General features: G+C 63.1%; 20 protein-coding genes. 6 read left to right on the top strand and 14 right to left on the bottom strand.

Annotated features, from left to right (window positions below; translation table 11 throughout):
• Positions 1–2: 2 nt before the first annotated feature.
• The 4 genes from V6M90_RS02385 to V6M90_RS02400 all read right to left on the bottom strand — a co-directional run bounded on the left by V6M90_RS02385 (position 3) and on the right by V6M90_RS02400 (position 3,807).
• A complete protein-coding gene (locus V6M90_RS02385; protein WP_141064155.1) occupies positions 3–653 on the bottom strand; it encodes a TetR/AcrR family transcriptional regulator in 651 nt (216 codons plus the stop codon).
• 15 nt (positions 654–668) lie between these two features.
• Entirely contained in the window at positions 669–1,631 is a 963-nt protein-coding gene (gene feaR, locus V6M90_RS02390) for a transcriptional regulator FeaR (RefSeq protein ID WP_003173206.1), read from the bottom strand.
• A 111-nt stretch (positions 1,632–1,742) separates the two neighbouring features.
• Entirely contained in the window at positions 1,743–2,327 is a 585-nt protein-coding gene (locus tag V6M90_RS02395) for a DUF3156 family protein (protein WP_141064222.1), read from the bottom strand.
• Positions 2,308–3,807 carry an APC family permease gene (locus tag V6M90_RS02400; RefSeq protein ID WP_003173203.1) on the bottom strand — a complete coding sequence of 500 codons (1,500 nt, stop codon included), beginning with the start codon at positions 3,805–3,807 and terminating at the stop codon, positions 2,308–2,310. The genes V6M90_RS02395 and V6M90_RS02400 overlap by 20 nt, the downstream gene beginning before the upstream one ends.
• Before the next feature lie 290 nt (positions 3,808–4,097).
• Here V6M90_RS02400 and V6M90_RS02405 point away from each other — a divergent pair, with 290 nt between their 5' ends.
• Positions 4,098–5,426, top strand: coding sequence for an alginate export family protein (locus V6M90_RS02405; protein ID WP_141064154.1), 1,329 nt, complete (start codon positions 4,098–4,100; stop codon positions 5,424–5,426).
• A 39-nt stretch (positions 5,427–5,465) separates the two neighbouring features.
• Here V6M90_RS02405 and V6M90_RS02410 read toward each other — a convergent pair whose 3' ends face one another.
• From V6M90_RS02410 to V6M90_RS02420, 3 genes are all read right to left on the bottom strand, one after another.
• Positions 5,466–6,437 (bottom strand): methyl-accepting chemotaxis protein, encoded by a 972-nt coding sequence (locus tag V6M90_RS02410; protein ID WP_332846019.1) that lies wholly within the window; start codon positions 6,435–6,437, stop codon positions 5,466–5,468.
• Positions 6,438–6,609: 172 nt separating this feature from the next.
• Entirely contained in the window at positions 6,610–7,542 is a 933-nt protein-coding gene (locus tag V6M90_RS02415) for a p-hydroxyphenylacetate 3-hydroxylase reductase component (RefSeq protein WP_003173198.1), read from the bottom strand.
• A 56-nt stretch (positions 7,543–7,598) separates the two neighbouring features.
• Positions 7,599–8,768 (bottom strand): p-hydroxyphenylacetate 3-hydroxylase oxygenase component, encoded by a 1,170-nt coding sequence (locus V6M90_RS02420; RefSeq protein ID WP_003173197.1) that lies wholly within the window; start codon positions 8,766–8,768, stop codon positions 7,599–7,601.
• A gap of 236 nt (positions 8,769–9,004) precedes the next feature.
• On the opposite strand from V6M90_RS02420, the gene V6M90_RS02425 reads away from it, so the two are divergent.
• The 3 genes from V6M90_RS02425 to V6M90_RS02435 all read left to right on the top strand — a co-directional run bounded on the left by V6M90_RS02425 (position 9,005) and on the right by V6M90_RS02435 (position 12,651).
• Complete coding sequence (locus tag V6M90_RS02425) at positions 9,005–10,492, top strand: aldehyde dehydrogenase family protein (RefSeq protein WP_332846020.1); 1,488 nt, start codon at positions 9,005–9,007, stop codon at positions 10,490–10,492.
• Positions 10,493–10,663: 171 nt separating this feature from the next.
• Entirely contained in the window at positions 10,664–11,704 is a 1,041-nt protein-coding gene (locus tag V6M90_RS02430) for an aromatic ring-hydroxylating oxygenase subunit alpha (RefSeq protein ID WP_305429178.1), read from the top strand.
• A complete protein-coding gene (locus tag V6M90_RS02435; RefSeq protein WP_305429177.1) occupies positions 11,701–12,651 on the top strand; it encodes a PDR/VanB family oxidoreductase in 951 nt (316 codons plus the stop codon). The genes V6M90_RS02430 and V6M90_RS02435 overlap by 4 nt, the downstream gene beginning before the upstream one ends.
• 6 nt (positions 12,652–12,657) lie before the next feature.
• On the opposite strand, the gene V6M90_RS02440 is transcribed toward V6M90_RS02435, so the two are convergent.
• From V6M90_RS02440 to V6M90_RS02460, 5 genes are all read right to left on the bottom strand, one after another.
• On the bottom strand, positions 12,658–13,371 hold the full coding sequence (locus V6M90_RS02440) for a GntR family transcriptional regulator (protein WP_042945674.1): 714 nt from the start codon (positions 13,369–13,371) through the stop codon (positions 12,658–12,660).
• Between the two features lie 163 nt (positions 13,372–13,534).
• Positions 13,535–14,776 carry a thiolase family protein gene (locus V6M90_RS02445; RefSeq protein WP_305429175.1) on the bottom strand — a complete coding sequence of 414 codons (1,242 nt, stop codon included), beginning with the start codon at positions 14,774–14,776 and terminating at the stop codon, positions 13,535–13,537.
• Complete coding sequence (locus V6M90_RS02450; RefSeq protein WP_042945672.1) at positions 14,773–16,656, bottom strand: feruloyl-CoA synthase; 1,884 nt, start codon at positions 16,654–16,656, stop codon at positions 14,773–14,775. The genes V6M90_RS02445 and V6M90_RS02450 overlap by 4 nt, the downstream gene beginning before the upstream one ends.
• A 62-nt stretch (positions 16,657–16,718) precedes the next feature.
• A complete protein-coding gene (locus tag V6M90_RS02455; RefSeq protein ID WP_332846021.1) occupies positions 16,719–18,167 on the bottom strand; it encodes an aldehyde dehydrogenase in 1,449 nt (482 codons plus the stop codon).
• A gap of 76 nt (positions 18,168–18,243) precedes the next feature.
• On the bottom strand, positions 18,244–19,074 hold the full coding sequence (locus V6M90_RS02460) for a p-hydroxycinnamoyl CoA hydratase/lyase (RefSeq protein ID WP_017528275.1): 831 nt from the start codon (positions 19,072–19,074) through the stop codon (positions 18,244–18,246).
• A gap of 215 nt (positions 19,075–19,289) precedes the next feature.
• Between V6M90_RS02460 and V6M90_RS02465 the strand changes: the two genes are divergently transcribed.
• A complete protein-coding gene (locus V6M90_RS02465) occupies positions 19,290–19,775 on the top strand; it encodes a MarR family winged helix-turn-helix transcriptional regulator (RefSeq protein WP_332846022.1) in 486 nt (161 codons plus the stop codon).
• Positions 19,776–19,778: 3 nt separating this feature from the next.
• On the opposite strand, the gene V6M90_RS02470 is transcribed toward V6M90_RS02465, so the two are convergent.
• Positions 19,779–21,095, bottom strand: coding sequence for an OprD family porin (locus tag V6M90_RS02470; RefSeq protein ID WP_141064149.1), 1,317 nt, complete (start codon positions 21,093–21,095; stop codon positions 19,779–19,781).
• 306 nt (positions 21,096–21,401) lie between these two features.
• On the opposite strand from V6M90_RS02470, the gene mhpT reads away from it, so the two are divergent.
• Entirely contained in the window at positions 21,402–22,634 is a 1,233-nt protein-coding gene (mhpT, locus tag V6M90_RS02475; RefSeq protein ID WP_332846023.1) for a 3-(3-hydroxy-phenyl)propionate transporter MhpT, read from the top strand.
• Here the strand turns inward: mhpT and V6M90_RS02480 are convergent.
• The gene (locus V6M90_RS02480) at positions 22,612–23,559 is read right to left on the bottom strand and encodes a SphA family protein (RefSeq protein ID WP_141064147.1); all 948 of its coding nucleotides are present in this window, start codon (positions 23,557–23,559) and stop codon (positions 22,612–22,614) included. The genes mhpT and V6M90_RS02480 overlap by 23 nt on opposite strands.
• Positions 23,560–23,621 lie beyond the last annotated feature (62 nt).

Genomic DNA, 23,621 nt, shown 5'->3' on the forward strand with positions numbered 1-23,621 from the left:
TGTCAGGCATGACTGGAATCAACTGTGTGAGGGAGCAAGCCCCCTCCCACCGTTTGATCTCCATCGGTCGGGAGCATCGACAACGAATCCCCCAGCACCCGCGTCAACGCCGCAAGCCGTTTGACGTAGCCCTGCGGCGTCGAATAGATCAGCTCCACATGCAGGCTGTCGACGATGCCCAGGTAGGCGTCGCAATACACTTCCAGCGCCTGCGGTCGCGTCCTCGCATAGCGAGCTTGCGCGGCGCTTTGAAAGTCATGGCGAATGCGCGCCAGGTACCCCTCGAAACCGGTGGTGATCACGCTGCGAATATGCGCTGGTGGAAAGTACGCCGTGCGCAGCAGAAAGCGCAGATGCGGCGACGCTTCGTAGCGTGCGCTCAGCCGCTCGAGGTGCAACTGCCCCGGTACGCCCACATGCCCGGCCTCGTCCTTGAAGCAGCGCTCGATGCAGCGGTGCTCATGCGCCAGGGCAATCTCGAACACCCTCAGAAACAACGCCTCCTTGCTGACAAAGTGCGCGTACAACGACGCCTTGCGCATGCCCGCTCCGACCGCAATGTCGTTGAGCGATGAAGCGCTATAACCGTGATCGGCGAAGTGCTCGACCGCAACGGAACAAATATGGCTGGCCGACAGGCTGAGCGGTTTCATGGAGCGATGGATAACCTAGGCCGCGCCCACCGCCTGTTGCAGATGGGTCGAACGAAAATCCTTGGGCGATAGCTCGAATTGCTTCTTGAACGAGCGGCTGAAGTGCGCCGAATCGGTGAAGCCCCACTTGTAGGCAATCGAGGTGATCGACTCGCTCTTGAGGAACGGGTTGGTCAAGTCATCCGCGCTGCGCTTGAGCCGCGCGCGCTGGATGTAGCGGCAAACGCTGTCGTCCTGCTCTTCGAACAACCGGTACAGGTGCCGCACCGAGATGTTCAAGCGGCTGGCCAGGCCCACGGGGCTCAGGCCAGGCTGGGTCAGCGACTCGTCGATGACTTTCTGCACGTAGCTGCGCAGGTTGCCGCCTTGCAGGCAGGCGATGCCCTCACCGGGTGCGTCATGCACTTCAAAGGCTGAGCCCAGCAAGGACACAAAGGCTGCTTGCAGGGCCTGCGCCTCCTCATTCGAATCCTGGTCGCCCAGCCCTTCCCGGCACAGTTGGTCCATCAGCACGTGGAGCATGCGGCCACAGGCCTTGCTTGAAGAGATCTTGCCGAAGGTTTTCGGGGCGCCGCCCAGTTGCTTGCACACTTCATTGCGCGAGAGCGACAGCGAGGCATGTTCGATCAGGCCAAACGGGCTGATCTCGATCGAGCCTGTGGAGTCCATCAGCAGCATGTCGCCGGGGGCCAGTTGCACAACCTGGCCGTTCTGGGTGATCTGGCAATAGCCGCTGCGTTGGCTGACAAGAAAACAATGCTGGTCCATGTCGTGATCGGCGTTGGGCCGTTCACGCTTGATCATCCCGGCATTGGTGCGCAGGTTGGCCAGTGACAGGCCACCGCGCTCACGCTTGGACACCTCACCGATAAACAGTGAGCGGTTGAACGCCAGTTCCGTGTCGAAATGGCCGCAGGCGGCGCGTAGATCCCGCGTCCAGTTTTCCAGTCCACAGTCCGCAGATTGATAAGTGCTCATGGCAACTCCACAGTGGCTTCTTGTTTTTGTTGGCCAATAGTTAACATGTTATCTATATAGGCGCAACAAGCACGTCATGCCACCTGTAAAAGCACTAATGATGCCAACTCATCACAACCCGCTCAGCACCCGTTGCAAACCTGCCAGGACCATCAGCAAACCTGCGCGCTGGGTCGGGCTCAGGGCGATATAACGCCGAAACGCCGGCATGCGATTGACCACCTCGCTGCCGCCCATGTGCTCCAGCCGGACGCGCCATTGCTGGTCGTCCAACTCGATGCGCAGGTGCTTGAAATCCAGCGTCATCAAGGCCTGATGCAAAGCTTCATCGCCGCTTAACACCGCCTCCAGCCTGGCCCGCAGGGCGGGGTCGCCGGCTCGTTGCCGACACGCCAGCCCGGTGCGCCGAATCGATCCACGGTGGTGCAGCTCAAGGCGCGCACTGCCCTGCTCTGAAGCGGGCAAGCGGATCCTGAATTCAGTCATGACCAAGTGCATCAGCAATTGCGCTTCGGTGCGCTCGACAACCGTCACCTCAAGGCCGCTGGCGTCCAGGCCGAACACCGCACTGGCTGGCCCGGTCGAGGTAAAGCTCGACAGGCCCAGGTTGCGCCGCAAGTACTCCAGCGTGACCCCGGGCCGGTAACCGGCCGGAGCGCGTCTGGCACTGAACAGCTCAGACAGCTTTTGCAGCATGCTCAAAAGGCTCGTTGTGAAGGTTGCCAGGCTCATGGGAAAACTCCTTGGCCAGCACGTCTTCGACCGACGCCGGCTTGAATGGATTGACCTTTTGCACCACCAATGTCCAGAACAGCGCGTAGGCAGCGGTAATCGCCAGCATCACGCCGAACGGCACGTAAATGTCGGCGGGGTTCATGCCCGGCGGGGTGATGAACCACATCCCGAGCAAAATGCCGATGCTGGACAGGATTTGTGGCAACGGGAAGAACGGCGAGCGATAGGCCCGTGGCAGATCAGGACGGCGAATGCGCAGGATCACCACCGACAGCGTCACCAGCAGGTACGAGAAACTCCAGGCACACACCGCCGCCAGCACCAGGTGCATGATGTTGTCAGCGTTGCCGCCCAACCACAGGGCGTGCAGGCACGGAATCAGCATCGCCACCAGGATGCACAGCAACGGCGTCTTGAAGCGTGGGTGCAGGTAGGTGAACACCTTGGGCAGCGCGCCGTCCACGGCCATGCCATAGAGGATGCGCGGCACGCCCGCCATCAGCGTGTTGATGGTCGCGGCGCCGGCAAACAGAAAACCGATGCCCAGCCACAGCGGGCCGACCTGCCCCATGACCTGCTCGGCAAAACGCGGAATCGCCATCGGCGTGTCCAGCAGGTGTACGCCGGTGGCGGCATCCAGCAACACGTTTTCGACCTGGCGCTTCATCGCCGCGCCGTAGAGAAACATGCAAGTGGCCACGCTGAGCAGGCCCAGGAGCATGGCCTTGGGCATGACCTTGGCCGAATTGCGCAAGTCCGGCGCCAACGGCGTGACGAACTCGCACCCGACGAACATGAACATGGCCATGCCCACCAGGGACAGAATGGTGATCAGGTCGGTGCCCACCAGTGACACGCCGAACCACCCCTCCAGTTGCACCGCCGGCGCCGCGATCAGCCCGAGTACGGCGAACACCATCAGCGTGGTCCACATGCCGAAGGTCAGGATGATCTCGGCCCTGCCGAAGGCGCTGACGCCGAACGCATTGAGGATGCCGAACACCACCACGAACCCGACGCCCAGCAACCAGGAGCCCCCGGCGGATTCGGCCAGGGTATTGAGGTGTTCGAAGTTCACCAGCGCCATGACCCCGGACAGAATGGTCTCGGCGGTACCGGCAAACACGTGCACGATCAGGTACGCCGACAAGGTGCCGGTGATCGCAAAAAAACGGCCCATGCCGCAATTGATGTAGTCGTAGACCGAGCCAGTGGTCGGCAGGATCGCGGCGGCCTCGGCGAAGGTGGTCGCCTGCGCCAGCATCATCACCACCGCGATCAGCATGGCCACCGCAAAAGCGCTGCCGCCGATGCCGAAGCCCATGGTCGCGGTGAGAATCACCGGGCTGGCCATGATCAGGCCGATGGTGCTGGCCAGCGCGGTCGGAAAGCCGACGCTGCCTCGTTTCAGGTGCTGCGTGAGCCGGTCATTGATCGACATGGTGCGGATCCTCGAAAGCGGATTTCTGAGTGGATGCATCGAGCCGTACAAGGCGCTGGCGTTTAAGCCCTCCCCGGCCAGTCCCTGATCGAAACGGCCTCGAGCGAAAATCACTGTGCACCGCCAACGCGCCGAGCGTCTTGCCCATGTCTGCCGTCACTTTTGTTGCTGCCTGCCAGGGCGTGGGCCTTGGCGGGCAGGATCAATTAGCTGGCACGCAGGGAAAAGACTTCCCCTGCGCCCAGCCATCTTAATGCGCCCTCGACCTAATCATGCTGGGGACTATCACTATGGAGCACACTCTGAAAACCTGCACGCTGTCCAAGGCTGTCGGCCTGGGCATCGCACTCTTGATCACCCACTCGACGGCCCAGGCCTATGAGCTGTACGCCGACGAAGACACCCACCTCAATGCCGACTTCCTGGCGGTCTACGGGATGTTCAACAGCCGTCATAACTACGATGGCACGCCGGGAGGTTCATCCTGGCGCGAGGGTTTCATCAAATATGGGGTCAGCGGCGATCAGGGCCTGGCCGGTTACGGCACCGGTTATGGCGCGCTCAATTGGGTCAGTTCCGGCACCTGGGGCGACGGCGACGCCGCCGGCAACACCGACGGTTCGGAGCGCACCACGAAAATCGAAGACGCGTACCTGGGCTGGCGCTCGGCCGAACTGTTCCCGGCACTGGGCAAGGACGGGGTGGATTTCTCCGTCGGCCGCCAGGTGGTCAAGCTGGGCCGCGGTTTCCTGATCAACGACGACGGCCCCAACCTGGGCAAGGGCCCGGCTGACGGCGCATTGAATCGCGGGGGTGCCTACTACCTCGCCGCGCGTCACGCCTTCGACCGTACCGCCGTGCTGCGCCTGGGTGGCCAGAACGGCCTGCATGGGTCGGTACTGTGGCTCAAATCCGACAACCGCGCCCAGGCCGAAACCGAGTTGGCGGCGGGCACCCTCGACTACACGGCCGCCGCCGGCACGCTGGGGTTGACCTGGATACACGGCATCGGGGTCACCGACCAATGGGCCAGCGACTTTCAGAAACAGCGCGACGGCATGAACACCTACAGCCTGCGCGGCGAAGGCAGCGCGGGTATCGAGAACGCCAGCTTTGCCTTCGAATACGCCTGGCAGGACAAGGATGCCGGTCCGGAAAAAGCCTGGTACGGCGAAGCCGGCTACACCTTCGCCGATGTCAGCTGGGCGCCGAAACTGACCTATCGCTACACCCGCTACTCGCAAAAATGGGACCCGTTGTTCACCGGGCTCAGCACCGGCTACGGCACCTGGTTCCAGGGAGAAGTGGCCTCCAACTATGCCGGCCCGTTCAACAGCAACACCGGCATCCAGCATGTAGGACTCAAGGCCACTCCCCTGGAAAACCTGACGGTCGGCGCGCTGTACTTCGACTTCAATACCTTGCGCAAACGCGACGCCTTGAACCTGGATGCCCGCGAGCTGGACCTGTACGCCGAATGGGCGGTCAACAGCCACCTGATCATCAGCCCATTGGTGGGCATCTACCAACCGAAAAAGGACGCCGACACCGGTGGCAACCAAGTGGGTGGCAACGGCACCAACCTCTACAGCCAGTTGACCGTGGCCGTACCCTTTTGACCCCTTTCAGGCGCTGCCCGGCGCGGCGCCTGAAGCAGGTTATTGTTTGTGCGGGTGCAACATCGTCTGAATCCGATGAGTCGCCTGGCGGGTGTTTTCCGCCAGTTTGCGCACCTCATCGGCCACCACCGAAAACCCACGGCCGACCTCGCCGGCCCGCGCGGCTTCAATGGCCGCGTTCAAGGCCAGCAGGTTGGTCTGGTCGGCAATGCCTTTGATCACACTGACCACCGTGGCGATCTGGCCATAGGTGGCCTGGTTGTGCTCAAGCAATTGTTGGTGGGTGGCGCGGGCCGACTGCTCATCACTGATATCCCGGACCGCGCCAAGCACCCGCGTCAATCGCCCCTGGGCGTCCCGCACGGCCCGGCCGCGCTCGCGGCACCAGATGTAGCCGCGGGTCTTGTGGCGCATGCGGTATTCAACTACGTACTCACCGCTGCCGTGGGCGGCGAGGATTTCGCGGTCGAAAATCGCCATGATCTTGGGCAAATCCTCGGGATGGGTGACGCCGACCTGCGCGTCCCAGCCGTCGGGCAGCTCATGGGGGGCATACCCCAGCAGCAGGCGAAACTGATTGAAAATACGCATCTGGCTGCCGGGGTCCTGAACGTCACCATTGACCACCGTGATATCCCAGCAGCCCTCCGTCATGGTGCACAGCAGCAGCTCCCAGATCTGCTTCTCCTGTTGATGCTGGTCGCCCAGCAGCCGCTGCCGACGCAGCTCCGCATCCAGTGTCGCCTCACGCTGTCGGGCCAGCTCCAGTTGTTGACGCAGGGCCTCAAGAGCCTGCTCGTCGTGTGCCTGCCGGGCGGCCTGAGCCTTGGCCGATACCTCGGCCTGCTGCCATTGGCGGTCGGCATTCGCCCGCTCTCGCGCCAGCTGTTCCAGGCAGGCCTGCACCGACGGGTAAGCGTGCAACGCCTGGGTATCAGGCGCCTCCCCCGCCAGCACCTGCTTGAGGTGGGCAGCAAGGTCCTGCATCGGCTGGTTTTTCTTGAAGAACATCGGACGGCCCTCTGCGCATCGCGTCGAAACGCTGGATCTGACCGCAAACCATCAGTGATTGCTTGTACGAGCCTGCACGCCCGCTTGCGCCTGGCTGCCAGGGGCTATCGTGCATTTGCAGGGTACGATCAATAAAAAACCGAGGCCTTTACCGGCCTCGGCTTTTTTACGATCAGCAATGGCGGATCAATTGCTTCAATACCGTCTTGAACGTTTCGATCTGCGCGTCCGTGAACGCGGCGAATACCTTGTCCTGCTGTTCGCGCGCAATTGCCCACAGGTCTTCGGTCTGCTCCACACCGGCAGCGGTCAGGCGTACGCCGTTGTCATCGTCGCTCACCAGCCCCTTGCGTTTGAGGTTGGCCACGGCTTCGTCGATTTCGCGCACCGGCATGGCCACCTCGCGCAACAGGTCCTGGGTGCTCAGCCGGGCGTCGTTCTCCAGCACCATCAGCATGCGCGCCTCGTTGGTGCGCAGGCCGGTGGACAGTTGCCGGGGTTGGTAGCTGGATTGGTAGGCGCGCACCGCCTGGGTCATCAGGTAGTACAGGTTGTGGCTCAGGCGTCCCTGGAAATGGCTGCTCGGCGGCTGGCTGTCGTCGCGCTTGGTCATGCGCGTGTGGGGCAGGACCATCGAGTAGGCGCCCTGATGATAAAGCAGCGGCGCACGGCCGAAATCATCGAAGGCCACCACCTTGCCGATCATGATCCAGTGATCGCCGCCATCCACCTGCTGGTAGTTTTCGCAGTGAAACCGCGCCGAACAATCGGCGAACACCGGCGCCCCACCCTCGCCGGGCTGGTATTCGATCTCGGCGAAGCGATCGTCCTTGGGTCGGGCAAAATTGTTCGACAGGTCGATCTGGTCCGCCGCCAGCACGTTGACCGCGAAATGGCTGGCCTGCTCGAACACCTCATGGCTGTTGGAACGTTTGTCCAGGCTCCACAGCACCAGCGGCGGGTCGAGCGACACCGAGTTGAAACTGTTGGCGGTGACGCCCACCTTGCGCCCGGCGGCGTCGGCGGCGGTGACCACGGTCACGCCGGTGGCAAAGTTACCCAGGGCGCGGCGAAAGGCGCGTGGGTCGAAGGTCGATTCAGACATGCAAGACTCCCGGGCCGCGTCAGGCGCGGCCCTGATTGTTGTTATCAAACGCAGGTTCAGATCATGCTTGGATCGGGCTCCAGGCCCATCAGCTCGCGGCCGAGGATCTGCGCGCAGACGTCGTAGTCGGTGTAGGCATGGGCGCCGGTCATGTGCGAGTCACGGAACAGGCGCTGCATTTCGTTATGTTCGAACCAGGCATTGCCGCCGGCGGCTTCGAACAGGCGATCCACCGCCTGGATGCACATCTTGGTGGCATACGCCTGGTTGGTGCGCCAGAACGCCAGGGTTTCGCGGCTGGGGTAGCGCTGCTGCTCACTGTGCTCGGCATGCTCGGCCCAGGTCTTTTCAAGAAACGCGCGCGCGGCGCCGACCTGATGCGTCGACTCGGCCAGGCGCATCAACGCCGGCGTGGCCGCACCGACCGCCGCGCCAGTGTAGGCGCGCACGCGGGTCTTGGTCTTTTCGCGGAACACCTCGAGCATGCGCTCGGCGACGCCCAGGCTCACGGTAGAAAAGCCGCTGGCAAAATACGGACGGTACGGCGAGTAGAACACCTTGCTGTCGGGGTACAAGCCGAAGCCTGCGGACTTGCCCTCCATCATGTCCTTGGCTTTCTGGATGCGATGCTCCGGTACCCAGGCCTTGTCGATGATCAACGTCTTGGTGCCGCTGCCTTTCATGCCGGCGGCAAACCAGTCGTCGCGGATCTGATAGTCACTGCGCGGCAGCACCGCGAAGCAGTAGTCCTGCGTGCCTTCGGCATTCGGCCGGCGAAAGCCGACAATCGCCCACTCGGCATGGTCGCAGCCGCTGCTCCAGCCCATCTCACCGCTGAACAGCACGCCGCCCTCGACCTCTTCGGTACGCCCGAAGGGGGCAATGCTGCTGCTGGCCGTGGCATGCGGGTCGGTGCCCCAGACTTCCTGCTGCAGGGTGGCCGAGAACAGTGCCAGTTGATGACTGTGAGTACACAACAGGCTCATGGCCCAGGCCGTGCTGGCGCAGGCCCCGGCGAGCGCCGCGATGCAGTCGGCAAACTGTGGCAGCGACAACTCCATGCCACCGAACGCCTTGGGCTGAAACGCACGGTGCAGGCCGATGCCTTTGAGCAACGCAATATTTTCGGCGGGCACCTGGCGGTCCTGCTCGGCCTGGAACGCATTGGCCGCGATGGCGGGCAGGAGGGACTTGAGGTCTTCGAGAAGCGGGTTTGGCTTTTTCATGGATGGCCCTGCTTATTATTGGATGTCCGGACGACCACGGGAATCGAGGCGCGGCGCCGGATGCAGGGCCAGTATGGTGTGTGCCTGGCGGGCATAAAATGCACGTTCCAGAGTCAAGATTGCACTTTTCACAGGCCTGGCAGCCACAGACATAGCGCGCGGCAGGCACAGTCAAGCCGGGCATGCAGCGGTGGATTACCCTCGGGCTTTTCTTTGTTCACGATCAGGAAACCCCCATGAGCGATATTCCACTGCTGCCTCACGTCGAAGCCTTTCTGCGTCGACAACACGCGCTGTTTATCGACGGTGGCTACGTGCAGAGTCACTCCGGCCAGACCCTGGAGGTGATCAACCCGGCCACCGGCCAAGTCATCGCCCGGGTCGCCGACGCCGACCCGGCCGATATCGACGCGGCCGTGGCCTCCGCGCGCCGTGGTTTCAAACAATGGTCCCAGGTCGCCCCGGCGATACGCGGCAATGTGCTGTTCAAACTGGCCGACCTGCTGGAGCAGCACCGCGAAGAACTGGCGCAGATCGAGACTTGCCAGTCGGGCAAGATCATCCAGATTTCCCGGGCCTTCGAAGTCGACCAGGCGGCGCATTTTTTGCGTTACTACGCCGGTTGGGCCAGCAAGATCACCGGGCAGACCATCACGCCGTCACTGCCCTCGTTCGCCGGTGAACGCTACACCGCCTTCACCCTGCGCGAACCGGTCGGGGTGGTGGTGGGGATCGTGCCGTGGAATTTCTCCACCATGATCGCACTGTGGAAACTCGCCTCGGCGCTGGTGACCGGTTGCAGCATCATCATCAAACCCAGTGAGTTCACGCCGCTGACCATCCTGCGTATCGCCGAACTGGCGATGGAGGCCGGCCTGCCGCCAGGTGCGCTCAACGTACTGACCGGCGGCGGCCTGGTGGGCAAAGGGCTGATCGAACACCCCGGCACCAATAAGGTGTCGTTTACCGGCTCGGTGCCGACCGGCATTGCCGTGGGCCAGAGCGCCATGGGCGCCGGGCTGACCCGCGCCACCCTGGAACTGGGCGGGAAAAACTCGGCGGGTTTTCTGCCCGATGTGGACCTGGACAACGCGGTCAACGGCATCGTCGAAGCGGGCTTTTTGCACTCCGGGCAAATCTGCGCGGCGGCCGAACGCTTCTTTGTGCATCGCTCGCAGATCGACGCGGTCATGGACAAACTCGCGCAGCGCTTGAGCGCGCTGAACATCGGTTCACCGTTGGATGAGCGCACCGAGTTCGGCCCGGTCGCCAACCGTCAGCATCAACTCAAACTGGGCGCGTTCTTTGACAAGGCGCGGGCGGAAAACAACCGCATCGTGCACGGCGGCAAGCTGATTGACCGGCCGGGTTGCTACGTTGAGCCGACAATCATCCTGGCCAACGGAGTCAACGATACCTTGCTCAACGAAGAGACCTTCGGGCCGATCGCTACGTTTTTGCCGTACGACACCGAAGACGAATTGGTGGCGTTGATGAACAACACGCCCTATGGGTTGAGCGCCAGCCTTTGGACCAATGACCTGGGCAAGGCGCTGCGGATGGTGCCGGCCATTGAGGCGGGTACGGTGTGGGTGAATATGCACACGTTACTGGATCCAGCGGTGCCGTTTGGGGGCAGTAAGTCCTCGGGGGTGGGCCGGGAGTTTGGTGGCGCGTTTATTGAGGATTACACCGAGTTGAAGTCGGTGATGATTCGTTACTGACGACTCTCTGGCTCACAGCCACTTACTCACATCGGCCTAACAATGGATCCATTAATTGGCAGGCCGTTCGATAATCGCCCATTAAAACCTCCAATCCAGCTTGACTACCCATTACCCCTCCAATCTAATGGATCCAACAAACAAAAATAATCCATTGCCTGGAGAGTCGCCATGTACCCCAAGAACACGTGGTATGTCGCCTGCACCCCCGATGAGATCGCGCACAAGCCGCTGGGCCGGCAGATCTGCGGTGAAAAAATGGTGTTTTACCGTGGCCTGGAAGGCGCGGTGGTGGCCGTCGAGGATTTTTGTCCGCATCGTGGCGCACCGTTGTCGCTGGGGTATGTCGAGAATGGCAACCTGGTGTGCGGCTACCATGGCCTGGTCATGGGCTGCGATGGCAAGACGGTCGAGATGCCTGGCCAGCGGGTACGCGGTTTTCCCTGCAACAAGACCTTCGCGGCGGTTGAGCGCTACGGTTTTATCTGGGTGTGGCCGGGTGATCAGGCCCAGGCTGACCCTGCGCTGATTCATCATTTGGAATGGGCGGTGAGTGATGAGTGGGCCTACGGCGGCGGGCTGTTCGATATCCAGTGCGATTACCGCCTGATGATCGACAACCTGATGGACCTGACCCACGAGACCTACGTGCATGCGTCCAGTATCGGCCAGAAGGAGATCGACGAGGCGCCGCCGGTGACCACGGTGGACGGCGATGAAGTGGTCACCGCCCGGCACATGGAGAACATCATGGCGCCGCCGTTCTGGCGCATGGCCCTGCGCGGCAACAACCTGGCCGATGACGTGCCGGTGGATCGCTGGCAGATCTGTCGCTTTACCCCACCCAGCCACGTGTTGATCGAAGTCGGCGTGGCCCATGCCGGCAAGGGCGGCTACCACGCCGCGCCGGAGTACAAGGCGGCGAGCATCGTGGTCGACTTCATCACGCCGCAGACCGACACGTCGATCTGGTACTTCTGGGGCATGGCGCGCAACTTCAACCCACACGATGAGGCGCTGACCGCCAGCATTCGCGAAGGCCAGGGCAAGATTTTCAGCGAAGACCTGGAGATGCTCGAACGCCAGCAGCAGAACCTGCTTGCCCACCCGACGCGCAACCTGCTCAAGCTCAATATCGATGCCGGTGGCGTGCAGTCGCGCAAGGTCCTGGAGCGATTGATCGCTCGGGAACGCGCCGGAGAGCCGACATGATCGAGGTGGTGGTGACGTCGCGGCGCGTCGAGGCGCTGGACATTTGCAGCTATGAACTGGCCCGTGTCGATGGCGCGCCACTGCCGCCGTTCAGCGCTGGGGCGCATATCGATGTGCACCTGCCGGACGGGCTGATCCGACAATATTCGCTGTGCAATCACCCTGAGGAACGTCATCGCTACCTGATTGGCGTACTCAACGACCCCGCCTCGCGAGGCGGCTCGCGCAGCCTGCACGAACAGGTGCACGAAGGCGCCCGCCTGACCATCAGCGAACCGCGCAACCTCTTCCCGCTGGTCCATGAAGCCCGACGCAGCCTGTTGTTTGCCGGTGGCATCGGCATCACGCCGATCCTGTGCATGGCCGAGCGTCTGGCCCAGGGCGGGTCCGACTTCGAACTGCACTACTGCGCCCGTGCCAGCGAGCGCGCGGCGTTTGTGCAGCGTCTCAAGGATTCCCCGTTTGCCGACCGGGTGTTCCTGCATTTCGACGAGCAGCCCGACACCGCGCTCAACGCCGCCCAGGTGCTGGCGGCACCGGCAGACGACGTGCACCTGTATGTGTGCGGCCCCGGCGGCTTCATGCAGCATGTGCTCGACAGCGCCCGCGCCCAGGGCTGGCAGGAAAACTGCCTGCACCGTGAGTACTTCTCGGCGGCGCCGGTGGACAGCAGTCTGGATGGGCGATTTTCGGTGAAGATCGCCAGCAGCGGCCAGGTCTTCGAGATACCGACCGACAAAAGCGTGGTCCAGGTATTGGAAAGCCACGGCATCGAGATTGCCGTGTCATGCGAGCAAGGGATCTGCGGCACCTGCCTGACCCGCGTGCTGGAAGGCATCCCGGAGCACCGCGACCTGTTCCTTACCGAACAGGAGCAAGCCCTGAATGACCAGTTCACGCCGTGCTGCTCACGCGCGAAAACCCCGCTGTTGGTGCTCGATATCTGAACCGCGTCACGATGCGGGCAGGATCACCTTCATGCGTGCGTCGGCGGTGGCGGAGCTGAAGATCTCGGCATAGCGCAAGGTCGCATTGGCGTGTTCGCGCATGATGGCTTCGGCGCGCGCGCCCTGGCGATTGACCAGGGCGTCGAACACCGAATGGTGTTGCATGTGGGCGTAGTTGAAGCGACGGTATTCGCGGGCCATATCCTCGCGATCCACCGCCAGCGCCGTCACCGAAGCGAACGGCAGGTGATCATTGCGCGCCAGGGCATCGGCAATCGCCGGGTTGTGGCTGCCTTCGACGATGACCTGGTGAAAACGCATGTTCAGGTCGTGGTAAATCTCCAGGTCGTCCTCGGTCACATAGCCCTTGTCGAACAGTTGATCGCCCTCGACCAGGCAACGCTCGAGCACCCTGCGCGCCTCCTCGGACAAGCCACGCTCAGCGGTCTGGCGCGCCGCCAGGCCTTCGAGCACGCCACGCACCTCCACTGCGCCGGCGATATCGCTGGGGCTGACCGAACGCACCTGATACCCGCGCCCGCCAAACGGCACCAGCAACCCTTCCTGTTCCAGGGTACGAAACGCCATGCGCACAGGCATGCGCGACACGCCAAAGCGTTGCGCCGTGGGGATCTCCATCAAGCGCTCGCCTGCCGCCAACTCGCCGCTGGCAATCATCTTGCGCAGTGCAACCAGCACCAATTGACCGGGCTTACTCATCCAGGCAACTTCCAGAAAACGTGGCCCGCCATAGTACCGCAAGCCTGTGGTTTCGTCAGACGAACGCCAGAGCCAGAGCAACAACCCATGCTCATCGCGGGCAAGCCCCTCCCACATTTAGATTGCGGGGGTGTCAGTTAGATAGTCGCCAGCTCCCGAGCCGTCACGGCAGCCAGGCCGGGTTCTCGATCAACAACGCCATCCCCTGCCCCCCACCCACACACGCAGCCGCAATCCCATAACGCAAATTGTGCCGACGCAGCTGCCGAGCCAGGCTCATGACCAGACGCAGACCGGTGGCCGCCAGCGGATGCCCCAACGCAAGAGAGCCGCCCTCGACGTTAAGACGGCTACTGTCCAACTCCAGCTCCTGAGCCACCGCCAGCACCTGCGCCGCCTGGGCTTCGTTGATCTCGAAACGACCAATATCGCCCAGGTTCAGCCCACTGCGCTGCAACAGCAGACGAATCGCCGGCGCCGGGCCAATGCCCATGTACTCCGGGGCCACCCCTACCACCGCACTGGCCACCAGCCGAGCCAGCGCCGGGCGCAAGCAGTCAGAGGCACGCCCGACCAGCGCCGCCGCCGCACCGTCGACCACCGCACAACTGTTGCCGGCGGTTTGCACCCCACCGGCATGGATTGCACGCAAACGCGCCAAGGCCTCCAGACTGGTGGCCCGTGGATGGCTGTCCGCACTGACTGCACCCACCTGACGCGCCAGAGTAATACTCCTCGGCTGGTACCCTTCCAGTTCAAACACCTGGTTATCCACCGCCACGATCTCTTCAGCCCAGGCCCCCTCACCCTGCGCCTGCAACGCGCGCTGATGGCTGTCGCAGGCATACCGATCCACCGCCTCGCGGCTCAATCCATAACGGCGCGCCAGGTTGTCGGCGGTGGCGATCATGTCCACCGCAGGGGCCGGGTCGTACAGCGCCTCCCAGAGAAAGTCCTTGAATTGCACCTCGCCCCCCAGACGGAACCCGCCCCGGTGGGTGTAGGCGGCAATCGGGTTGCGCGACATTGATTCAGCCGCCACGCACAACGCCAGTTGCGTCCCGTCGCGCAGTTGCCCGGCGGCCTGGCGCAACAGCTCGAAACCGGTGGCGCAGATGCGCTGCACTCCCAGCGCCGGAACCGATTGCGCCACACCGCTGTACAACCCGATATGCCGTGGCAGCAAGTAGGCATCGAAACTGGCCTGGGCCATGGAGCCGGCCAGCACGCTGTCTACCGTCTGCGGTTCGATGCCGGCGCGGGCCAGCACTTCACGGCCGACCTTGATCCCCAGGTCGATGGGCGACACCAGCGACAGTGCCCCGCCGAGGTCGACCCAGGGCGTGCGCACCGCGTCGAAAATCGCCACATCGGTAAACGCCGCATACTGCCCGGCGCCGCTCACGGCTTGGGCCCGGCGCGCAGGATCGTCGGGTCTTCACCGCGATACAGCGCCTCGACCTTGGCCGCGCGCCATTGCAACACCGCGCGTTGATTGATCGAGCCTTTGTCGGTGATTTCGCCACGGTCGATGGACGCCGGTTCGTCGAGTACGGCAATCCACTCCAGCCGACTGGCATTGCCGGTGGCCTCGCCATTGAGGCGCTGCAACCAGTCGCCGAACCACTGGCGCACCGGTGCGCTGGCGAGGACCTCGGCGTCGCTGGCATCAACGCTCAAGCCCGCCAGCCGGCGGCACTCGTAGAGCCTCGGGAATACCAGGGCGCCCAGGCATTCGCGGTCCGGCGCGGCGATCACCAGATCCTGCACATACGGCGAGCCTTCGAGCACCGCGCGATTACGCATCGGGCCGACGCTGACAAACACCCCGGAAGACAGCTTGAAGTCCTCGGCAATGCGCCCGTCGAACATCAGCCCCAGTTGCGGCTGCTGAGGATCGGCGAGCTTGATCGCATCACCGGAACAGTAAAACCCCTGCTCATCGAACACCTCGGCGGTTTGCTCGGGCGCGCGCCAGTAACCCGGCATGATATGCGGCCCGCGAAAGCGCCCTTCGAACTTGCCGTCCAGCGGCACCAGACGCACCTCGCACCCCGGTGCGGGCAAACCGATGTAACCGGCCATCGACAACGGTCCGGTGGTGAAGGTGCAGGACGGCGCGGCTTCGGTCATGCCCAGCCCGGCCATCATGCGGATGCGCTCGCCGCAGTGCAGCTCGGCCACGCGGTCGAGACGATCCCAGACACTTTGCGAGAGGCCGGCGGCGGCAAAGAAGAACAGTTTCATTCGCGCAAAAAACCGCTCGCGCAGCTCGGCGTCCTGTTCCAGGGCATTGACCAACTCTTCCCAGCCCTTGGGCACGGTCAGGTAGGCCGTGGGCGAAATTTCCTTGAGATTGCGCAGGGTCTCGGCAATGCCCTGGGCGGTGGGTTTGCCATCGTCCAGGTAAAAGGTGCCGCCGTTGTAGAGCACGATGCCGACGTTGTGGCTGCCGCCAAAGGTGTGGTTCCACGGCAGCCAGTCCACCAGCACCGGTGGCTCCTCGCCGAACACCGGGAACGTCTGCAGCAGCATCTGCTGGTTGGCGCAGAGCATGCGTTGGGTGGTAACCACGGCCTTGGGCAATTTGGTCGAGCCGGAGGTGAAGAGAAATTTGGCGATGCTGTCCGGGCCGGTGGCGTTGAACGCTGCCTCGGCCTCGGCACCACCCAGCGTTTGCAACAGGCTCGCAAAGCTGGCTTGAGTGCGTCCAGGCACCTCACCGCGCACGCAGATCAGCGGCGTGTCGGCCGGCAATACGGCCTCGATGGCGCGCTGGTAAGCCGCCGCATCGTTGACGAACACCAGCCCCGGTTGCAGCAGCTCGCACACATGGCGCAGCTTGGCGAAATCCTGGGACAACAACGCGTACGCAGGCGATACCGGGCAGTAGGGAATACCGGCGTACATGGCGCCGAGCGCTACTTGCAGATGCTCGATATCGTTGCCCGACAGCAACGCCAGCGGCTTGTGCGCCGACAGCCCGTAACTCAGCAAACCCTGGGCAATCGCGCGCACGCTGTCGAGCATTTCCCGGTAGCTGACGCGACGCCACTCGCCGCCGGCCTGGCGTGCGGCGATAAACGTCTGTTCGGGACGCACCTGGGCCCAATGCACCAGCCGGTCGAGCAAGCGCGGCGGCAACTCGGCCAGTGGCTCAAGGGAACGCATATGCAGCACGCCCTGTTCTTCAGTGACCTCGACCGGCGCATGGCCGATGGACACCGCGCGGTATCGCGGCGGGTGCTGCTCGGGCTGGGGTTGCGCTCTGAATTCGGAACTCACAAGGATGTCCTCCATCAAGGCGGGTCAACGCCGCCTTGTTATTGTTAGGTCGCAATGCCTGCTCAGATCGGGTAATGCCTGGGCCCGTTCTGCAAGGTCACCCAACGCAATTGCGTGAAGTGCTCGATCGCAGCCTTGCCGCCGAAACTGCCATAGCCGCTGGACTTGACCCCGCCGAAGGGCATCTGCGCTTCGTCATGCACGGTCGGGCCGTTGATATGGCAGATGCCCGATTCCACACGCTGCGCCAATGCCAGCGCACGCCCGGTGTCGCGGCTGAAGATCGCCGCCGACAGGCCGAATTCGGAGTCATTGGCCAAGCGCAGCAGCGCTTCATCACCGTCACCGCGCAGCAGCACCGCCACCGGGCCGAAGGACTCTTCGCGGTACAGGCGCATGTGTTCGGTGACGCCATCGATGAGCGTCGGCTGCAGGATGCTGCCGTCCAATTGCCCGCCCACCACCAGGCGTGCGCCCTTGGCCAGGGCATCGTCGATCAGGGCCTTGATGCGCGTACCGGCGTTGGCGTCCACCAGCGAGCCCAGCACCGAATCCGGCGCGGCGGGATCGCCTGCGCGTAGGGTCGCGACCTTGGCCGCCAGTTTTGCCGTAAACGCATCGGCGACCTTGGCATCGACAATCAGGCGCTCGGTGGACATGCAAATCTGCCCCTGGTTGAAGTAGGCGCCGAACGCCGCCGCCGCGACGGCCGCGTCCAGGTCGGCGTCGTCGAGCACCAGCAACGGCGCCTTGCCGCCCAGCTCCAGCAGGGCCGGCTTGAGATGACGCGCCGAGAGTTCGCCGACAATCCGCCCGACATGGGTCGAACCCGTGAAGTTGACCCGTCGCACCGCCGGGTTGGCGATCAGCCGCTCGACGATGGCGGCGGCATCCGCCGGGGCATTGCTGATCACGTTGACCACGCCATCACCGAGGCCGGCATCCTGCAACACCTGGCCGATCAGACGGTGCACCGCCGGGCTCAATTCCGAAGCCTTGAGCACCACGGTGTTGCCGCAGGCCAGCGGCATGGCGATGGCGCGGGTGGCGAGGATGACCGGGGCATTCCATGGCGCGATGCCCAGCACCACGCCGCATGGCTGACGCAGGGCCATGGCGAAACTGCCGGGCACATCGGAAGGGATGACGTTGCCGGTGATCTGGGTAGTCATCGACGCAGCTTCGCGCAGGATGTTGGCCGCCAGGCGCACGTTAAAGCCATACCAGTTAGCCATGGCGCCGGTCTCGCCGGCAGCGGCAATAAATTCGGCGCTGCGCGCCTGCAATTGCTCGGCCGCCACGAGCAAGCGCGTGCGACGCTCGTTGGGCGCCAGCGCGGCCCAAGTGGGGAACGCGGCCTGGGCCGCGGCCACGGCGGCGTCGGCATCTTCAAGGGTCGCGGCGGCCACGCGCGAGACCACTTCACCGGTCACCGGGTTGCGACGCTCAAAGGTTCGACCGTCGCGGGCGGGGCACGACTGGCCGCCAATCAATAGGGGCACGTCCAGCATGGTGATTCCTCTTTATTATCTTTATCGGGAATACGTTCAGCGTCGTCACAACAGTGCGGCCCGCAGGCCGCGTCTTTCAGCGTTTATACGCCTGCAGGCCGGGCTTGATGCTCTTGTCGTCGAGGAACTGCTTCATACCCTGCTCGCGACCGCCTTCGGTGTCGAGCAAGCGCGACTGATCGAGCTTGGCGTAGAGGTAATCCTCGTTCTGCTCCCAGGTCAGTTCGCGGCAACGCTTGAAGCCATGTTTGGCCGCACGCAGCACCACCGGGTTTTTCTCCAGCAGGTTACGCGCCAGTTCGATGGTCACTTCGCGCAGTTGCGCCAACGGCACGCTCTCATTGACCAGGCCCATTTCGGCGGCCTTGCGCCCGTCAAAGGTCTTGCCGGTCATGATGTAGTACAGCGACTGACGATGGCCCACGGTGTCGGCCATGGCCTTGCTCACCAGGTTGCCCGGCGGGATGCCCCAGTTGATTTCCGAGAGGCCGAAAGTCGCTTCATCGGCGCAGATCGCCAGGTCGCACGCCACCAGCGGGCTGAAACCGCCACCGAAGCACCAGCCATTGACCATCGCGATGGTCGGCTTGGCGTACATGCGCAGCAGCTTCCATTGCCATTGCGAGGCTTCGCGGCGGATTTTTTCCTGGAGGATTTCCGGGCCGGCATCCACTTCGCGGAAGTATTCCTTGAGGTCCATGCCCGCGGTCCAGGCTTCACCGGCGCCGGTCAGCACCAGCACACCGGCGGCCGGATCCTGCTCGAGGGTTTCCAGCACATCGATCATTTCCCGGTTGAGGGTCGGGCTCATGGCGTTGCGTTTTTCCGGGCGATTGAGAATGACCCAGGCAATACCTTCCTCGATCTCGACTTTGACGGTGGTCCAGCGGCCTTCGTAATTGCTCATGGCGGTGCACTCTTGTTCTGGGGTGTGAAGATGATTCGAAATTAAACCGCAAATATAGTTATGTCAATTAACTATTAATCCAGATAACCAATATTTTACCGGGTAAGACCGCTGCTTTTTTCGGGCCGGGTAAAAAACCGGCATAGCCACGGCGCGTCAACCCCGGCAAACTAGATAGCCTTCTTAACCTCCACTTTCTGAGGATTGCACTGTCCATGGCCAAGCCTTCCAAAATCGCCGCCAGCCAGGCCCTGCCCGAACATGACGAGGGTCGGCCGCCGCTGGATTCAGCCCTGGACGATCTGATCGGTTATGCCATGCGCCGCGCCCAGCTCAAGCTGTTCCAGAACCTGATCGGCCGGCTGTCGGACCACGACCTGCGCCCGGCACAGTTCTCGGCCCTGGCAATCATCGAGCAGAACCCCGGGCTGATGCAGGCCGACCTGGCCCGTGCCCTGGCCATCGAACCGCCCCAGGTGGTGCCCTTGCTGAACAAGCTGGAAAGCCGCGCCCTCGCCGTGCGCGTGCGGTGCAAACCGGACAAGCGCTCCTACGGGATTTTCCTGAGCAAGACCGGCGAAGCGCTGCTCAAGGAGCTCAAGGACATCGCCGTGCAAAGCGACCTGAACGCCACCGCAGCCCTGGACGTCGAGGAACGTGCAGAGCTGCTGCGCCTGCTCAAGAAGGTGTATCAGGACTGATGTCTACCAGAGCGCCACGGTGTAGAGCACCAGGAAGCGCGTCTGGTTTTCATCGCGAAACGCCGCGCCGCCCGGGAAGTCGTTGCGGTAGATCGACTTGCGCGCCATCAGCCCGACGTTCTTCAGCGGGCCGCTCTGGATCACGTAGCCCAGCTCCATCTGGAACTCGCGCTCCTTGCGATCCTCGGCATTGAAGGCTGCCAGCTCGATGTTGTCGCCGCGCACATAGCGCAGCCGGGTCTTCAGGCCCGGCACGCCTGAGGCGGCAAAATCATAGTCATAGATGGCCTGCCAGGTGCGCTCCTTGGCGTTGAGAAAATCCGAACTCATGGTCAGTTCGCTCATGCCCATCAACTCGGTGCCGGAGATATACGGCGTGGCGGTTTCCCCACTGGAATGCATGTAGCCCAGGCTGATCCGGTGGCCGCCCAGGCGGTAGCCGAACAGCGCCGAGAGGTTGCGGTTATCCACGTTGCCGGCCTTGGCGCTGCCGTCCTCACGACTGAAGAAACTGCGCAGATCGCTGGTCAGCACGCCATCGCCCACCGGCAGGTTGTGCAGCAGTGCCAGGGTGTCCTGCTGGTAAAGGTCCGCGACCTCGGCGTGGTACACGCGCAGGCTGAGGTCTTTGTTGACCTGGTAATCGCCGCCCACATACGCCAGGTGCGAGGTGGTGGCCGTGGCGTTGAACCGCCGGTTGGGCGAGGCAATCGTCATGGCCTGGTAGTCGGTGGAGTCGCGCTTGTTGATGCGGTCGATGTAACCGGTATTGAGGGTCAGGCCATCGATATCCTTGGAGCTCAGGGTGGTACCGCGAAAGGTCTGCGGCAGCAGGCGCGACGGGCTGGCGAAAGCGAACGGCAGGAAGATCGACACGTCGCCGGCCTTCACCGTGGTTTGGGCAAACCGCAGCTTGGCGGTCGGCGCCAGGCGCGAGTATTCATCGGCGGCACGCTTGTCGCTGGCCGACACCGGCAATAACTCGGTGCCGCTGCGGTCCGGCGACGAGTCGAGCTTGACTCCCATCAATCCACGCACATCCAGGCCAAAGCCGAGGGTGCCGGGGGTGTACCCCGATTCCAGGTTGAGCATGAACGCCTGGGCCCACTCACGCGCGGCGGTCTTGGCGCCGTCGTCCTTGTAGTCACGGTCCAGGTAGTAATTGCGCAGCGTCAGGGTGCCGTGGCTGTCGTCGATAAACCCCGCCGCCCAGGACGCAGTGGGCAGCACACTCAACATCAACAGCGCGCTGATCAGGCAGGGAGTGCTGTTCGACACACGGCAGGTCGCCGCAACGGCGTCCGTGGAGAGTTTTGGCATGTTCGATGTCCATTTTTGTTGTTGTTTTGGGGGTGACACGCGCTTGGCCCAAGCGGCTTCGCGGACAGAGAATGGAAACAGCAGAGCGCAGTCGTCAACTGCCACTGACCGATAATCGAACATTAATAAACGTATCTATTTTTGTTTTTTCCGCTACCGCGAATCTCAAACCGGCGACTTAGAGGGCCTGGGTGCTGATTGTTGGAGCGGCGCCGTCGCCCTTCTTTTTATAGTTATATTTGTTATCTTGATTTCCAGCCGCCTTACGGCTCACCACGACAACAAAAACAACAATGAGGTTTGCCCATGAACAGTCCATCGCGTCGTTCGACGCTGACCATCGCTTTGTGCTTTATCGTTGCGCTGATCGAAGGTTTCGACCTGCAGGCCGCCGGCACCACCGCCGCAGGGTTGCGCCACAGCTTTGCCCTCGACCCGAAAATGCTGGGCTGGGTGTTCAGCGTCGGCATCATCGGCCTGTTGCCTGGGGCGTTCTTCGGCGGCTGGATCGCCGACCGTATCGGGCGCAAAAAAATCCTGGTGCTGGCGGTGCTGCTGTTCGGGTTGTTCTCCCTGAGCACCGCGTTTGTCGACAGCTATGCGAGCCTGTTGCTGGTGCGCTTCCTCACCGGCCTGGGCCTGGGCGCCGCGCTGCCAAACCTGATCGCGCTGTGCGCCGAGGCGGTCAGCGAGCGCAATCGCGGCACCGCCATCAGCGTCATGTACTGCGGCGTGCCGCTGGGGGGCGCATTGGCCGCCGTGGTGGCGATGTTTTCCAGTGAACACTGGCAGACCACCTTTATCATCGGTGGCCTGGCACCCTTGCTGGCCGTGCCGTTGATGATCGTGCTGCTGCCGGAATCCAGCGCCTTTCGCCAACAGTCGCAAACCACGTCCGGCGCCCGTGCCTCTACCCGCCAGGCCTTGTTCGGCGACGGTCGCGCACGCACCACACTGGCGTTGTGGCTCAGTTATTTCTTCACCCTGACCGTGATGTACATGCTGCTCAATTGGCTGCCGTCGCTGTTGCTGGAACAAGGCTTCAGCAAACCCCAGGCGGGCCTGGTGCAGATGCTGTTCAATATCGGCGGGGCCCTGGGTTCGCTGCTCGGTGGCGTACTGCTGGACCGTTGCAACGCGCTCAAAGTGGTGCTGTTCGTGTACGCCGGGTTGCTGGCCGCACTGGCCGGTGTCGGGCTGTCGGAGGGCATCGTGCCCATGGCCATCTTTGGTTTCGCCGCGGGATTGTTCATTTTGGCCGCGCAATTGGTGCTGTATGCCAGCGCCCCACCCGCTTATCCCGTCGCGGTGCGTGCCACCGGCGTGGGTGCGGCCGTCGCCATCGGCCGACTGGGCTCGGTGGCCGGGCCGCTGGCCGCCGGGCAACTGCTGGCAGCAGGCGCCGGCACCACGGGCGTGCTGCTGGCGACCTCACCCGGTCTGGTGATCGCCGCACTCACCATCATCAGCGTGATGGTGCGTACGGCGCCACTGGACCTGCCCGGTACGCCGGCGTCTAGAACTGGTGCAGCCAGTTGAGCACCAGTTTGTCGCCCTGGGTGCGGTTTTGCGCCTGCTGCTCAAAGTAGGCGTTCACCGACAGCACGTTTTCCTTGTTGAACGCGTAGACCAGGCCTGGGCCGATGGCCCAGACCTTTTCGCGACGCCCGCTTACCGCGCTGCCATCGACCTTGGTGTCGGTGATCTGCTTCAGCCAGTAGCCATTCAACCCCACGCTCAGTTGCTGGCTCACGGCATATTGCAGCGTCAGGTTGGCGTGCAAGGCCTGGCCGGCCTGGGTGCTGGAAACATCACCGAAGCCGGCCGCCGGGTCATCGTTCTTGCCATTCCACAGGTACATGAAACGTCCGCTCGCCGACCACGTGGGGTTGAACCAGTAGGTGGCCGCGTAATACGGGTTGAATGACCAGAAGTTGCTGCCGGGGTTGATCGAGCGATTGCGGTCATAGGCACCCACCGGCACCGTTATATCGGCCTCGACGCGCTGGGTCAGCAACGGGCTGCCGTCAGCGCGGCTCAGGGTCGGCAGTTGCAGGAAAGGCCCGACGGTCAGGTCGCCGAACCCCGCGCGGGAACTCAGCGCCGCGTTGCCCAGACCGTCATCGACATCCACATGGGCCAGCGACGTATTGATCAGGGTAATGCCTGGCATCGCGCCGTTGGCCAGGGGTTGGCCGACATAGATGATCTGCGTGGTCGGCGCCACCACCTCCACGTCCTGCCTGGGCAGCGCCAGCTTGTTGCCGTGGGCATCGTTGAAGCGACTGGCGCGGGAGTACGTCAGGTATTCCTCCAGGTACCAACCGGGCCCGGCAGGCGCTGGCGAGCCATCATAGAAACTGGTGCTGCCCAGGTTGAGGCCGGGCAAGTCGTAGGCGTAGGCGGTCGATGACAGTGCGACAAACGTCGTGGCCGCGACCGTGCGCAAGATAGGCTTGAGCATCTTGTGTGTCCTGTATTTTTGTTGTTGTTCAAGACCCCCGGCGCGGTGCATCCGCGCCGGGG

It is taken from the genome of Pseudomonas lactucae (assembly GCF_036688725.1).
GTDB classification, from domain to species: domain Bacteria; phylum Pseudomonadota; class Gammaproteobacteria; order Pseudomonadales; family Pseudomonadaceae; genus Aquipseudomonas; species Aquipseudomonas lactucae.